Genomic DNA, 15,458 nt, shown 5'->3' on the forward strand with positions numbered 1-15,458 from the left:
AGTCACTTATAAACAAATAAATAAGATGGTGGTATTATGAAAACGCTTATAAAAAATGGCAAAGTAGTTTTAAAGGATAAGGTAGACTTTCTTGATATCTTATTAGAAGGAAGAAAAATATCAAAAATAGGAAAAAACATAGAAGAGAAAGTAGATAAAATAATAGATGCAAAAGATAAATTAGTTATACCAGGTGGTGTTGATGTGCATACCCATATGTCACTTGACTTAGGTAAATTTATAGCTTGTGATGATTTTGCTAGTGGAACTTATGCAGCAAGCTTTGGAGCTACTACCACCATTTGTGACCATATTGGAGATTTAGGAAAAGGTGCAAGTCTTCATAGTCTAATAGATCATTATCATGATATAGCAGATGGAAAAGCTTATATAGACTACTCCTTTCATGGAGCTATGTATGAAGAAAATGAAAGTCTTTTATCTGAAATTGAAGACTTAAAAAATGAGGGTATCCCTTCCATTAAAATTTATACAACATATGGGGGAAAACTTAACGATGACCAAATACTCAGGGTTCTAAAGACTGCAAAAAAAACAGGCTCTATTGTTTGTGTCCACTGCGAAAATGATGGACTTATATATGAGCTAAGAAATGAGGCCATAAGAGATAATAAGCTTTCCCCAAAATACCATGCCCTAACCAGACCAAACCAAAGTGAAGCTGAGGCTATAAATAGGTTAATCTATCTTTCAGAAACTGCAGGATATCCTAAATTATATATTGTTCATACCTCAACAAAAGAGGGGCTTGATGAGATAAAAAGAGCAAGAGAAAGAGGGGCGAAAAACCTCTATTGTGAAACATGTACCCAATATTTAACTTATGATGAGTCAAAATATATGGACAACCCCAATGATGAGGCTGTTAAATATATTTGTGCTCCTCCTTTAAGAAAAAAAGATGACATAGAAGCTTTGTGGGCTGGGATAAGAAATGGAGATGTTGATGTTGTTGCAACAGACCATTGTCCATTTATATATGAAAGTGAAAAAAAGCCATATGCCGATAATTTTATCAAGGCTCCAGGAGGAATACCAGGAATTGAAGAAAGAATAGAAGTTGTATTAACACTTGGTCTTCAAAGAAAGATAAGTCTTGTTAGACTTATGGAAGTCTTGTCCTTAAATCCTTCAAAAATATTTGGATTTTATCCAAATAAGGGAAGTATAGAAGAAGGAACAGATGCTGATTTAGCTATCTTAACTATGAATGGATATACTATAAAACAGGAAAATAGACATTCAAGATGTGATTATACAAGCTATGAAGGATTCGATACTGATTTTAAAGTAGATACAGTAATCTCAAAGGGAAAAATAATATTGGATGAGAAAGGTTACTATGCAAAAGCTGGAATGGGAGAATTTATAAAAAGAATTTTAAGTAAGGAATAAATTATGACAGAAACGATACGAATAGGTGATAAAAATGATAGTAAAGCCCTTTTTGTTAGGGTAAATGGTAAGGTCTATGAAACATATGAGGATAAGACTCTTCTTAGATTTTTAAGAGATGACTTAAAACTAACATCGGTAAAGGATGGATGTAGTCAAGGAGCTTGTGGTACATGTACAGTTTTAGTAGGAGATGCATCCAAAAAAGCCTGTGTAGTTAGACTTTCAAAATTAAATGACCAAGAGGTAATAACAAGTGAAGGTCTCAAGGATGAAGAAAAAGAAGCTTTCACTTATGCCTTTACTAAGGCGGGAGCTGTCCAATGTGGATTTTGCATACCTGGTATGGTGATGAGCGGAGTAAGTGTTATAAGATCCAACCCTAATCCTACAGAAGATGATATAAGAAAAGGAATAAGAGGAAATATCTGTAGGTGTACAGGATATAAGAAAATTGTAGAAGGAATAATGCTTGCAAGTGCCATACTTAGGGGAGATGAAAAAATAAATTATGAGGAATCAGAAGCCTTAGTAGGGGCAAGGGCAGATAGGATTGATGCTCACGATAAGATACTAGGAACTGGTATTTATGCTGATGATATAGAATTAGATAATATGCTTTATGGCTCATGTGTAAGAACAAAATATCCTAGGGCTAAGCTATTAAAACTTGATCCAAGTAAGGCTTTAGAGCTTGATGGAGTAGTTGGAGTCTTAACTGCAAAAGATGTACCAGTAAATCTTATAGGACATATCCAAAGAGACTGGCCAGTTTTTATAGATGTGGGAGAGGAAACAAAATCTCTTGCGGATGCTTTCTGTTTTGTAGTGGCAGAAGATGAAAAAACTTTAGAAAAGGCAAAAAAACTTGTAGAAGTGGAGCTGGAGGAGTTAAAACCTGTAAGTACTATTGAAGAAGCTATGGCAGAAGATGCTCCAAAAATTCATCCTGATGGAAATCTTTGTCAAAAAAGACATGTAAGCCGTGGAGATGCTAAGAAAGCCTTAGAAAACTCTAAGTACATAGCAAGCTTTACTTACAAAACTCCTTTAGGAGAGCATGCTTACCTAGAACCAGAATGTTGTGTAGCAGAACCTTATAAAGATGGGGTAAGAGTATATTCATCAGATCAATCAGTATACGATACAAGAAGAGAGTTATCTATAATGTTTAATTGGGAAGATACTCCAGAAAGGATTGTTGTAGTCAATCCTTTTGTAGGAGGAGCATTTGGTGGAAAAGAAGACATGAGTGTCCAACCACCAGCAGCCCTTGCAGCCTACCTATATCAAAGACCAGTTAAACATAAATTTACCAGAGATGAGTCTTTAAGATGGCATCCAAAACGTCACCCTATGGAGGGAAGATTTACCATTGGCTGTGATGAGAATGGAATTTTCCAAGGTATGGAATGTGAAATCTACTTTGATACTGGAGCTTATGCTTCCCTTTGTGGACCAGTTTTAGAAAGAGCCTGTACTCATTCGGTAGGACCTTACAACTACCAAAACACAGATATAAAGGGATTTGGTTATTATACAAACAATCCACCATCAGGAGCTTTCAGAGGATTTGGAGTTTGCCAATCAAATTTTGCAATGGAAAGTAATATTAATATATTAGCTGAAAAAGTAGGGATATCACCTTGGGAGATAAGATACAGAAATGCTATAAAACCAGGAGAAGTCCTACCTAATGGACAAATTGCAGACAGATCTACAGCTCTTGTAGAATGTCTTGAAGCAGTAAAAGACATATATGAAGAAAATAAAGACCATGCAGGTATAGCAGTAGCTATGAAAAATGCAGGGGTTGGTGTTGGATTAAAGGATATAGGAAGGGTTAAAATAGTAGTAGATGGTGATATGGTAAAAGTCTATTCTGGAGCAACTTGCATAGGACAAGGAGTAGGAACTATAATCCTTCAAATGATTGGAAAAGCAACATCTCTTCCATATCATAAGATAAAAATTATGCCTCCAAATACCCTAACAAGTCCTGACTCTGGAACTACATCAGGATCAAGACACACCTTGATAACAGGTGAAGCTGCCAAAAAATGTGCAGAAAAACTTGCAAAAGACTTAGAAAATCATAGTCTAGAAGAGTTAGATAAAAAAGAATATTTCTATGAATATGATGACCCAACAGATCCATTAGGATCAGATAAGCCAAATCCAAAATCCCACTTAGCCTATGGTTTTGCAGCTCATGTAGTAGTCCTTGATGATAATGGAAAAGTTACTGATGTATATGCAGCCCATGATTCAGGAAAAGTAGTCAACCCAACCACCATTGAAGGTCAAATAGAAGGTGGGGTAGTGATGAGCTTAGGCTATGCCCTAACAGAAGATCTTAAATTAAAAGATTCTGTTATAAAGGCAAAATATGGTAACATGGGACTTTGGAGGTCTACAGATACTCCTAGAATTCACCCTATTTTGATAGAAAAAGAAGAATTACTAGATCTTGCCTATGGGGCAAAGGGAATTGGAGAAATAGCGACTATTCCTACAGCTCCAGCAGTTCAAGGAGCCTACTATGCTCTTGATGGGGACTTAAGACTTGAACTACCACTTAGGGATACCTTCTATAAAAAGACAAAAAAAATTGAAAAATAGGAGATTATAGCTGTAGCGACAAAAAATTGCTACAGCTTTTTTTATGAAAAAAGATATATTAGACATATTAGATATAAAAAAAAATGACATAATATCCATTACAGGATCAGCAGGAAAAACAAGTCTTATGTTCTACCTTGCAAAAAGACTTAGAGATAAGGGGAAAGTCTTAGTAACTACATCAACTAAGATAAAAGTACCTAAAAATGATGAATATGATTTTTTGTATACATCAAAAAAGGATTATAAAAGGCCAATAAATAATAAACTTGTAGTAATAGGTAAGCTTATAAAAGATAAAAATAAACTTAAGTCTATAGATAAGGATATTCTCTTAGAAAAAATCAAAGATTTTGACTTTACTCTAATAGAAGCAGATGGGTCTAGAAATCTTCCCTTAAAATATTGGAAGGATTATGAACCAGTAATCTATAAAGAAACTTCCAAGGCTATAGGGATTTTTCCAATAAAGGTTCTTGGAAAAAAGCCTAACAATGACTTTATTTATAACTATGAAGACTATATTAGAAATATAGGTAAGGACATAATTAGCAAAGAAATAATCTTAAAACTAATTAAATCAAAGCCTGGAATATTTAAAGGCTTTGAGGGTAAAAAAATAATATATATAAACCAAGTAGAAAGTAATGAAGAAAAAGAAAAAGCTTATGACTTAGCCAAATACCTTAAGGATAATTTGGATGAAGTTATGGTCTTTTATGGTTCTATCTTAAAGGAGGAATATTATGAAAATTAGTGCAATAATTATGGCATCTGGTCTTTCAAAAAGAATGGGTGAAAACAAACTTTTACTAGATTTTAATGGTAAAAAGCTTTACCAATGGACTTTTGATATGATAGAAAAAGTTGGATTTTATGATGTAATCTTAGTTTCATCATATGAAGAAATCTTAAATGATGCTAAAAAAAGAGGATTCAAGGCAATATTTAATGACAAAAATGAAGTAGGCAAGTCAGCATCTATAAAATATGGGGTTCTAAATTGTGATAAGGACTCAGCTATGATGTTTTTTGTCGCAGATCAACCTTTACTCACACTTGAAACTGTAAATAAACTCATAGAAGCTTACAAGAAAAATGAGTATGTAACCTATCCAAGGACTGAAAAAAGAAGAGGAGCACCTGTTATATTTTCAAACGAATTTAGGGAAGGACTTTTAGCCTTAGAATTTGATCAAGGCGGAATGCTTCTTGTTAAAGATAATGACAAAAATGAAGTGTATATAGATGACATAAAAGAACTATGGGATGTAGATACCTATAGAAACCTAGAGGAGTTTGAAGATGCTAGAAAATGATATAGTAGTTTTTAGAGGGGGTGGAGATGTAGCCACAGGTTCTATCCAGAAGCTTCATAGAACTGGTTTTAAAGTTTTAGTTCTTGAAATGGAGAAACCTCTTTGTATAAGAAGATATGTATCTTGCGCCCAAGCAATATTCGATGGTGAAATTCAAATAGAAGACTTTATAGCTAAAAAGGTAACTAATATTGATGAAATAAAAGAGTGCTGGAAGGATGGAAAAGTTCCAGTATATATTGACCCAAAGGCTGAAATTATAAAAAAATTAAAACCTATGGCTTTAGTTGATGGAACTCTAGCTAAGAAAAATATTGGGACAAATAAGCAAATGGCAGACATAACTATAGCCTTAGGTCCTGGATATGAGGCAGGGATAGATGTAGATGTAGTTATAGAAACAAATAGGGGGCATGATTTGGGAAGGCTAATCTTCGAAGGAAATGCTCAAAAAAACACAGGTATTCCAGGTAATATAAATGGATATACAACTGAAAGAATCCTAAGATCTCCTGATGATGGAGAAATTGAAGTAATAAAAGATATAGGATCAATTGTGAAAAAAGGAGAAGTTTTAGCCTATGTAAATGATAAAGAAGTTAGATCAGAACTTGATGGTATGGTAAGGGGTATGATTGGAAATAAATCAAAGGTTACAAAAGACCTTAAAATAGGAGATGTAGATCCAAGAGTAAATAAAAGAAACACAAAAACCATATCTGATAAGGCAAGACTTATAGGTGGAGGAACTCTTGAAGCAATCCTCATATGTAAAAGGAGAATAGAAGATGGATTTAGAAATTCTTAGAGAAGTTGTTAAGGAATTAGAAAATGGAAGAAATGTAGCTCTTGCTATACTTACAGAAACAAAGGGGTCAGCCCCAGGCAAGGATAACTCTACTATGGCTGTTTTTGAAAATGGGAAAACTTTTGGAACTATAGGAGGTGGTCCTATTGAATATGACTTGACAAAAAAGGCCTTAAAAGCTCTTAAAGAAGACAAAGAAAAATCTTTTGACTACACTCTCAATGAGAAGCAAGAGGTAAAAATGCTTTGTGGTGGTCAAAACAAAGGTTATATAAAAATATTTAGGGTAAATCCCAGGCTTTTAATATTTGGAGCAGGTCATGTCGGCCAAAAACTTGCAAGAATTGCAACAAAAACAGGTTTTAATGTAGTAGTTATAGATCAAAGGGAAGACTTTAAAAACAAAAAAGATTTAGAAGATATAGACCAATTTGTCCTTAAAAAGCCAAAAGAGTTTTCTGAAAATTTTGATTTTAATAAAAATACCTATATATTAATAGCAACTCCTGACTATGATGAAGAAGTTTTAGAAAATGTTATAGACAAAGACTACAAGTTTTTGGGAATGATAGGATCAAAAAGAAAGGTTAAGAGAGTTTTTGATAATCTAAGAGAAAAGGGTGTGGATAAAAAACTACTAGATAAAGTCCATGCTCCTGTAGGTTATCCTATTGATGATGGCAGTGTGGAAGAGATAGCCATATCAATAATTTCACAAATAATATCCATAAAAAACAATAAAGAAATCAATAAGTAGGAGAGAATATGCTAAGGAAAGTTAAGGTTGAAGAAGCAATAGGAAAGCCTCTATTTCATGATTTGACAGGAATAATGGCAGATGGTTTCAAAGGAGTTGTTTTTAAAAGAGGTCACATAGTAGAAGAAAGCGACATAGAAAAGCTTAAGAATATAGGCAAGGAAAATCTCTTTGTAGGGGAGCTTGATTATGGCTTTGTTCACGAAGAAGATGCAATAAAAGAAGTTGCAGATGATTTAATTGGGGAAAATATATGCTACAAAGATCCATCTGAGGGAAAAATCACATTTAAGGCAAATAGCGATGGAATATTTGTTACAAATAGAAAGGGATTATTTGAATTAAACAATGAAGGTGATTACACCTTTGCTACCATTCCTTCCTATACTAAGGTTTTTAGTGGAGATAATCTAGTTGGAGGAAGAATAGTTCCGCTTTTTACTAAGAGAGAAGAAGTAGAAAACATAAAGAGAATAGGACAAAGGTATAGACCTATATTCGAAGTAAAGAAATTTCATAAGCTTAGGGTAGGAATTATAATTACAGGAAATGAAATTTATACAGCTAGGATAGATGACTTATTTGAACCGGTTATAAGAGAAAAACTATCTTTTTATGACCATGAAATTTTAGGAATTGAGAAATGCCCTGATGATATGAATTATATAAAAAATGTTGCAAAAGGCTACCTTGAAAGAAAAGCTGATCTTATAGTATTTTCTGGTGGAATGAGTGTAGACCCAGATGATATTACACCAACAATAATAAAAGATATGTCAGATAAGTTGATAATACAAGGTATACCAGTTCAACCAGGTAATATGCTTACAGTAGGAATTAAAGATAAGACTTATCTAGTAGGAGTTCCTGGTGCATCCATACATTCTAAATTTACAAGCTTTGATATATTTCTCCCTAGATTTTTTGCAAAACTTGATCTTAAAAAAGAAGACTTCACAGAACTAGGTGAGGGTGGTCTTTTGGCAGGTAGAAAATGTTAAGAATATCAAATCAAGATTTAAAAATTATAACAGACATAAGGCATGATATACACAAGCATCCAGAAAAATCAGGAGAAGAATTCAGAACGACAGAGATTATTAGGAATTATATTTCCCAATTTAAAGATATAGAAATAATAGAATTTCCTATAAAAACAGGTCTTGTAGCAAGACTAAAGACTGGAAAAAATGGAAAGGTCATAGCAATTAGATCTGACATAGATGCTCTTTTACAGAAGGAAGAAACAGAAGTAGACTATAAGTCCCTAGATGATAAACTTATGCATGCTTGTGGACATGATTATCATACCGCTGTTAACCTTGGTCTTGTAAAATTATTATCATCTAATAAGAAGCTATTAAAGGGCGATGTGGTTTTTATTTTCCAAAGATCAGAAGAGATTACTAAAGGTGCTAAGGAACTTATAGACTTAGGTCTTTTTGAAAAAGTAAAAATTGACTATATATTTGGTTTTCACAATTGGCCTTTAATAGATTATGGAAAGGTGATTGTAAAAAAGGGAGCCTTGATGTCTACAAAGACAAATTTTAAGATAAAAATAATAGGTCACGGTCAACATGGTTCCATGCCAGAACTTAATATTGACCCTATAGTTTGTGCATCAAATATAGTAATGAGCCTTCAAACAATTATTTCAAGAAATACAAATCCTTTTGATAATACAGTTCTTTCTGTAAATTCCATAAATGGAGGAAGTGAGGATAATCTTGTGGTAGATAGGGTAGATTTAAGTGCAACTATTAGAAGTCTTTCGGAAAAAAGCCTAGAAAATTCTATAAAAAGAATGGAAGAGATAGTTGAATATACTGCAAAATCCTACCGATGCAAATATAAAATAGAATATGAGGATCTTATTCCCTTAGTATATAATCCTGAAAAAATGTATGAATTTGTCTTAAAATCCGTCCTAAAAACTTTAGACAAGTCCAATATAATAAGAGATGGTCAAACTATGGCAAGTGAAGATTTTGCTTTTTATATGAAAAAAGTACCAGGATTTTTCTACTGGTTTGGAAGTGGAGAAGAAGGTCATAACAAAGAAGCCCTCCACAGTAGAAAATTTTACTGCTCAGATAAGGCTATAAAAACTGCTGTAGAAGTAATAGCAAATACAGTAATAGATGGACAAGATTACTTTAATTAAGGAGATTTATGTTAAAAAGTAAAGAATATTATAAACTTATACTATCTGAGCTTAAAAAAGACAACATCATAGAAAACTTTGAAAAAGTCAATGGTAAGATTACAAAAATAATGGAAATCGATGTGACAGATTCTCCAGAAAATATAGACCAAAAAACAGACCTTGATAAGGGAATATACGCCTTTTTGGCGAGTTTTGACTATTTGGATATAGAAGTAGGAATAGTAGTTGATATAAACAAGCTAAAGCCCCTATCACCATTTTGGATAGTAAAATAAGAGAACTCAAAGGGCAAAATTGACAAAAAAGCCATGAAATTTTTCCTAGAAACACTTATAGAAAACCTAGAAGAAGGAAAAACAAACTTCCCACTTTTTGTATTTTACAATAACAAAAATAAATTTTCAGTATCTCCCAATGTAATAGATCCTCTTGATATAATGAAAAAATAAGAAGGTTAGTAGCTTATCTCCTTCTTATTTTTTATCAAAAAAATATCTTATTTTCTTTATTAAAATTGAAATTATATATCCTCCTATAAGGATAAAAAAGTTAAAAGAAAAACTCTTAAAATCACCAAATTTATTTACATCAATCTCATATAAACTAAGATTATTTACACGATGAGTATACTTAGTACTGAAATTAATATGGATATTAAAAACTTTGACCTGTATATATTAGTCAAAGTAATAATCAAATCATAATATAAAATATCAGGTGTAAACATCCAAATTAAAAAGCAGAAAAAATGACAAAAACCTATAAAAATTTGTTAGCAAGGCATATAATAGGAGGTCATTATGAAATGTTTTACCATAAAATTAATAGAAACACCAAGCAAAAGTAAAATATTAAAGAATTTTTTAGGTGTGAACTTGAAAAATCAGATAGTCAACTACTAAAGCATGAATTAATAGTATTTTTAGATTATAAAAAATATAATCCTATAGGATACAATTTCCAGAAATTTTATAAATTGGTATTACAATAGCAAAATAAATACATCATATGAGTACTAAATATAGAAATATCACCTGATAGAATCAGAGAGTTTATTAAGGTCCACTACTATAATACAAAAGAATAAATGATGATTTAGAAACAACCATCGTAAAAATTTACAAAAATAGTATAACAACTAGAGAAATAGCTTCTTTAATATCCAGAATGTATGGTCATTATTATTCAGCAAGCACAAAATCAAATATATCTAAACTAGTTGACAAAGATATAAAAACATTTCATCAAATAATGAAGACTCATTAGATTGCATAATCTGCATGATATGTTTAGAATACAATGAAAAATTTGATAATAGAATAAATAAAGGATTTGGAAAAATTCAAGATAAAAATAGAAGAAATATTTAATAAATTAGAAAAATAAAAAAATGAAAAAGTTTTCTATCTTAAAAGGGAGAAGTAGTAGATGTTAGCAAAATATTATAGGGGAGTTTGCAAAATGATTTGACACTACCTTTATGCTAAAATATATGTATAAATCTAATAAGTTTTTAATAAATATAAATATTATTTGCACAAATAGTTTAATTTCACTATTTCCGTTATGGCAACGGAAAATAATTAAAGGAGTTTATATACTTTTTTATGTATAATAGTAATGAGGAAAAGCTATGTTATCTGATAGAGAAATAAAAATAATTAAGTTTTTATATAGTAATAGACACCGATTTTGTACAAGCCAAGAAATTGGTGAAAATGTAGGAGTTTCAGAAAAAACTATAAGGACATCAATTAATAATATAATTGAAAAACCTAATCATAATTCATTTAAAATTATATCAAAAAAAGGAAGTGGCTTTAAAATCAGTATAATTAACAACGATGATTATATTGATTTTATCTATAATTACAAAAATGCTATTTCTAATATTAATCAAATATATGATAAAGAAGGTAGAGAGAAGTTTATTCTTGAAAATTTACTCTTAAAGAATAATAATTTAGATTTTTATAAAGTCTTAGACATTCTATATATTAGCGAATCAACGCTAAATAGAGATATATATAATATAAGAGATAAGTTAAAAGATTATGGTCTTTATATAGATAAAAATCAAGATTCTATTATATCTGTTGTTGGCAAGGAGGTTAATAAAAGACATTTTATACTAGATTATTTCTTTTCAGACTTATATTCTAATAATTTTATAAAAGATTTAAATGAACTAGAATTGTTTAATAGATCTTCTATATCTCAGATACTAATTATTCTTCTAGATGAGATTCGAGAATTTAAAATTTCGGTTAATGATTACACAATTCAAAATCTCGTTATTCATCTTGCTTTACTAATAGAAAGAGTTGAAGATAATTGTATTATTAAAGATTATGAAAATCCTGATGTTAGTTTAATAAAAAAAGATAACCCTAAAATTTACCGATTTGCATCAAACATCATAAATAGAATATCAAAAAGTTTTGACATATCTTTGCCTGAAAATGAACAAGAATATATTTATTTACAATTAATATCAAAAACTAAGTCGCAATATAATTCTGTATTGATTACTAATAAAAAAATAATACAACTGCTTAGTTACCTATCAAAAAAATTAGGCATAAATTTATTAGATGATAAAGTATTTATTAATAATTTTATGGAGCATTTATCTAGTCTTGAAAATAGGATTTATTCAGGATTATTTGTGACAAATCCATTAACAAAAAAGATTACTAACCAATATAAATATTATTATAATTTAGTGGTTGAAAGTTTCAGAAAGTTTTCTATATTTGAAAACGATTCATTAACTGAAGATGAATGGTCTTATATAGTTATATATATTCTTTCAGCTATAGAAAGAAAAAAATCTAACATTAAACGTAATGTTCTAGTCGTTTGTGCTTCGGGCTTATCTACTGGTCTTATGCTAAAAAGCAGAATAGAAAACGAATATGGAAATAACATAAATATAAAAGAAGTTATAGGTTATTATGAAATAGGATCTCAAAATCTAAATAATATAGATTTTATTATTTCAACTGTTGATTTAGATTATTTAGTTATTCCTGTTCCATATGTTAAGGTTAGCATATTTTTAGATGAAAATGATTGTAAAATTATAGATGAAAAATTAAAACTTAGTGAAGATATTCAGAAATCTACAAAAAGTAACACTTATTCAAATAAACTGATTGATAAATATTTTTTATTTGATAGATTTTGTATAAGTAATGAATCTAAGAAAAAAGAACAAATACTTGATTTTATATATCATAGTTTAACAAATAATAAAAAAGATATAGAAAAATATAGATCTGAAACAATTCTTAGAGAAAGCTTTGGAAGTGTTGTTTTTAATAATTTGGTAGCTCTTCCCCATCCTGTAAATCCGATAGAAAAAGAAACCAAAATTTTCATATATATTTCAAAAAAGGATATATTTTGGGATGAGAATAATACAAAAGTAAGAATAATAATATATATTTCTCCATCTTCAAAGCCTGCTCCAAGTTATGAGTATTTATTAGGATTGTTTACTAAAATAATTAAAGATGAAGATATTCTTACATCACTAATAAATGTTAAAAGCTTTGATGATTTCAAAAATGTTATGATTAATTTGATATAAATGAAAGGAGATACAAATGAATAATTTAGAAGAAATTTGCATGCAATTAATAACTTTTGCTGGTTCTGCTAAGTCTTCTTATATTGAAGCTATGACTCAAGCAAGATACGGTGAACTCGATAGGGCAAGAGATCTAATATCAAAAGGAAAAGACGCTTATTCTAAATGTCATGAAATTCATCAACAAATGTTTACTGAAAATTTTAATTTAGATGAATCGATGAAAACTATATTATTGGTTCATGCTGAAGATCAAATGATGGCAAGCGAAACCATATGTATTTTAGCCGAAGAAATTATAAAATCATATGAAAGGATTATTAATTTAGAAAATAAAGGAGAAAGCTAATGAAAAAACAAAGTTTTATGGATAAAATCGAAGAAAAAATGATGCCCATAGCGGCAAAGATAAGTGCTAATGCACATTTACAATCAATAAGAGATGGTTTTGCTCTAGCAATGCCACTTTTAATTATAGGGTCAATATTCATGTTAATATCTAATTTCCCTATACAATCATGGATTGATTTACTTAATAGTGCAGAAATTAATGGTAATACTATTTCATCATATTTTTCTGCTGCTACTAGTGCTTCATTTACAATAATGTCAATATTTGTAGTTATAGGAATTGGCCATGCTTATGCGACAAGACTTGGCGTAAATCCTCTATTTGGTGGGGTTGTATCGCTAGTTGGCTGGTTTATTTTAATGCCATTCAAATTTGATTTCACTCCTGAAGGAAGCGAAGATGCTTTCACTGTTAGCGGATTATCATTAGATTGGCTAGGCTCAAAGGGTGTATTTATCGGTATAATTTCAGCTTTCTTAGCTGTAAGAATATATAAAATCATAGTTGATAAAGGTTTAGTTATCAAAATGCCTGCAGGTGTACCCCCTACAGTAGGTCAATCATTTGCGTCTTTATTCCCTACAGCATTTGTAATGACTACTTTTGTATTAATCAGATTTATATTCTCATTAACACAATGGGGGAATGCATTTACATTTGTATATAGTGTCCTACAACTTCCACTACAGCATATAGGTGGATCACTTCCAGCTATGATTTTAGTATATCTGTTTGCTCATGCTTTATGGTTTTTAGGAATCCACGGAACAAATATTACAGACTCTATGTTTCTTCCAGTTTTATATGCTCTATCAGCAGAAAACTTAGCAAAAGTAACAGCAGGGCAAATGCCTGAAAATATAATTAACGTACAATTCCAAAACTTATTTGCTACATTTGGCGGTGCAGGTTCCACATTATCTCTGTTAATAGTAGCTGTATTAATTTCTAAATCAAAGAGATTAAAACAATTATCAAGACTTTCAATACTTCCAGCAGTATTTGGAATTAATGAACCAGTAATTTACGGACTTCCAATAGTACTTAACCCACTATTATTCATTCCTTTCTTGCTAGTTCCTACTGTTAATATCATTATTACTTATATAACAATGAGTATTGGTTTAGTACCTATTACTAACGGAATAATCATGCCTTGGACAACACCTCCAATTATATCTGGATTCTTATCAAGTAACTGGCAAGGAGCAGTTTTGCAAATATTATTAATTGCAATTGGATGCTTAATTTACTATCCATTTATAGCAGCAGTTGATAAAAACAACCTAATTCAAGAAGAAAGTCTAGAAAGCGAAGAAGTAAAATGAGAAATTTAGGAATATCAATATATCCCGAACATTCTACAAAAGAAAATGATTTAGCATATATGAAGATGGCAGCAAAATACGGTTTTACAAGAATATTTACTTGCTTACTGTCAGTTGAAGAAAGTAAAGAAGAAACTATATCTAATTTTTCAAATTTTATAAGTCAAGCTCATAATCTTGGTTACACTGTATCTGTAGACACAAATGGACATGTATTTGAGTTTTTAGGAGCAAAAGCAGATAATCTTTCTGTATTTTCACAAATGGGTGTAGACATTATTAGATTAGACTGGCCTCTTTCAGACTCGGAAAATATACTAATGACAAATAACCCATATGGTATCGCTGTTGAATTTAATGCATCTTCTGATATATCTTTAGATTTGCTTATAAAAAAGGGGGCTAATAGAAATGCCATGTCTACATGTCATAACTTCTATCCTCAAGAATATACAGGCTTATCTAAGAAAAGGTTTGATTATTTTACAGATAAATATTATCAAATGGGTTTGCCAGTACATTCTTTCATCTCTAGCAATAATGAGAATACTTTTGGTCCTTGGCCAGTTTTCAAGGGGTTATGCACACTAGAAGAGCATAGGTACAAAGCAATTGACTACCAATTAAGACATTTAATAGCTGATAGAAGAATAAATGATATTATTATTGGAAATGCATTTGCTTCAGAAGATGAACTTAAAGTATTAAGTCAAATAGATTTATCTATACCTAGCTTAAAAATCAATTTAAATAATGATATAATGGATATTGAAGAAAATATACTATTTGATTTTGTTCATGCTGATAGAATCGATTCATCTGAATATTTTATTAGAAGTAGCTCTACAAGAATTTTCGCAAAGGATAGTGACATACCCGCAAAGAATGTAGATAAAGAATTCTTTGAAAGGGGTGATGTGCTTATTGTTAATAACAAGTTAGCTCATTATAAAGGAGAAATCCAAATTGTTAAAAAACAAATTAAAAATACAGGAGAAAGAAATTTATTAGGTTATTTAGATGAGAATGAACAATTAATATTAAATATGCTATGTGAACAAAATCCATTTAGAATTATTAAAGGAGAATAA

General features: G+C 30.5%; 15 protein-coding genes. All 15 read left to right on the top strand.

Annotation, left to right across the window (positions count from 1 at the left end; translation table 11 throughout):
• The first annotated feature begins 36 nt into the window (after positions 1–36).
• Positions 37–1,416, top strand: coding sequence for a dihydropyrimidinase (hydA, locus tag FYJ26_RS05810; protein WP_154540576.1), 1,380 nt, complete (start codon positions 37–39; stop codon positions 1,414–1,416).
• A 3-nt stretch (positions 1,417–1,419) separates the two neighbouring features.
• A complete protein-coding gene (gene xdh / locus FYJ26_RS05815) occupies positions 1,420–4,038 on the top strand; it encodes a selenium-dependent xanthine dehydrogenase (RefSeq protein WP_154540578.1) in 2,619 nt (872 codons plus the stop codon).
• Between the two features lie 43 nt (positions 4,039–4,081).
• Complete coding sequence (yqeC, locus tag FYJ26_RS05820) at positions 4,082–4,795, top strand: selenium cofactor biosynthesis protein YqeC (protein WP_154540580.1); 714 nt, start codon at positions 4,082–4,084, stop codon at positions 4,793–4,795.
• Positions 4,785–5,357 (top strand): nucleotidyltransferase family protein, encoded by a 573-nt coding sequence (locus FYJ26_RS05825; protein WP_154540582.1) that lies wholly within the window; start codon positions 4,785–4,787, stop codon positions 5,355–5,357. The genes yqeC and FYJ26_RS05825 overlap by 11 nt, the downstream gene beginning before the upstream one ends.
• Positions 5,344–6,165, top strand: a complete 822-nt coding sequence (gene yqeB / locus FYJ26_RS05830; RefSeq protein WP_154540584.1) for a selenium-dependent molybdenum cofactor biosynthesis protein YqeB — start codon at positions 5,344–5,346, stop codon at positions 6,163–6,165. Before FYJ26_RS05825 ends, yqeB begins: the two co-directional genes overlap by 14 nt.
• Positions 6,146–6,922 (top strand): XdhC family protein, encoded by a 777-nt coding sequence (locus FYJ26_RS05835; protein ID WP_154540586.1) that lies wholly within the window; start codon positions 6,146–6,148, stop codon positions 6,920–6,922. Before yqeB ends, FYJ26_RS05835 begins: the two co-directional genes overlap by 20 nt.
• A gap of 8 nt (positions 6,923–6,930) precedes the next feature.
• Positions 6,931–7,923, top strand: a complete 993-nt coding sequence (locus FYJ26_RS05840) for a molybdopterin-binding protein (RefSeq protein ID WP_154540588.1) — start codon at positions 6,931–6,933, stop codon at positions 7,921–7,923.
• Complete coding sequence (locus FYJ26_RS05845; protein WP_154540590.1) at positions 7,917–9,089, top strand: M20 metallopeptidase family protein; 1,173 nt, start codon at positions 7,917–7,919, stop codon at positions 9,087–9,089. Before FYJ26_RS05840 ends, FYJ26_RS05845 begins: the two co-directional genes overlap by 7 nt.
• A gap of 8 nt (positions 9,090–9,097) precedes the next feature.
• Entirely contained in the window at positions 9,098–9,367 is a 270-nt protein-coding gene (locus tag FYJ26_RS11030; protein ID WP_229771216.1) for a hypothetical protein, read from the top strand.
• Between the two features lie 33 nt (positions 9,368–9,400).
• Positions 9,401–9,541, top strand: coding sequence for a hypothetical protein (locus tag FYJ26_RS11035; RefSeq protein WP_229771217.1), 141 nt, complete (start codon positions 9,401–9,403; stop codon positions 9,539–9,541).
• 634 nt (positions 9,542–10,175) lie between these two features.
• Positions 10,176–10,358 carry a transposase gene (locus tag FYJ26_RS11445; RefSeq protein WP_176270147.1) on the top strand — a complete coding sequence of 61 codons (183 nt, stop codon included), beginning with the start codon at positions 10,176–10,178 and terminating at the stop codon, positions 10,356–10,358.
• A gap of 367 nt (positions 10,359–10,725) precedes the next feature.
• Positions 10,726–12,687 (top strand): BglG family transcription antiterminator, encoded by a 1,962-nt coding sequence (locus tag FYJ26_RS05860; protein WP_154540592.1) that lies wholly within the window; start codon positions 10,726–10,728, stop codon positions 12,685–12,687.
• 16 nt (positions 12,688–12,703) lie between these two features.
• Positions 12,704–13,036, top strand: coding sequence for a PTS lactose/cellobiose transporter subunit IIA (locus tag FYJ26_RS05865; RefSeq protein WP_154540594.1), 333 nt, complete (start codon positions 12,704–12,706; stop codon positions 13,034–13,036).
• The gene (locus FYJ26_RS05870) at positions 13,036–14,367 is read left to right on the top strand and encodes a PTS sugar transporter subunit IIC (protein ID WP_154540596.1); all 1,332 of its coding nucleotides are present in this window, start codon (positions 13,036–13,038) and stop codon (positions 14,365–14,367) included. Before FYJ26_RS05865 ends, FYJ26_RS05870 begins: the two co-directional genes overlap by 1 nt.
• Positions 14,364–15,458 (top strand): DUF871 domain-containing protein, encoded by a 1,095-nt coding sequence (locus FYJ26_RS05875; protein WP_154540598.1) that lies wholly within the window; start codon positions 14,364–14,366, stop codon positions 15,456–15,458. Before FYJ26_RS05870 ends, FYJ26_RS05875 begins: the two co-directional genes overlap by 4 nt.

The sequence above is a fragment of the Anaerococcus porci genome (genome assembly GCF_009696575.1).
GTDB lineage: Bacteria > Bacillota > Clostridia > Tissierellales > Peptoniphilaceae > Anaerococcus > Anaerococcus porci.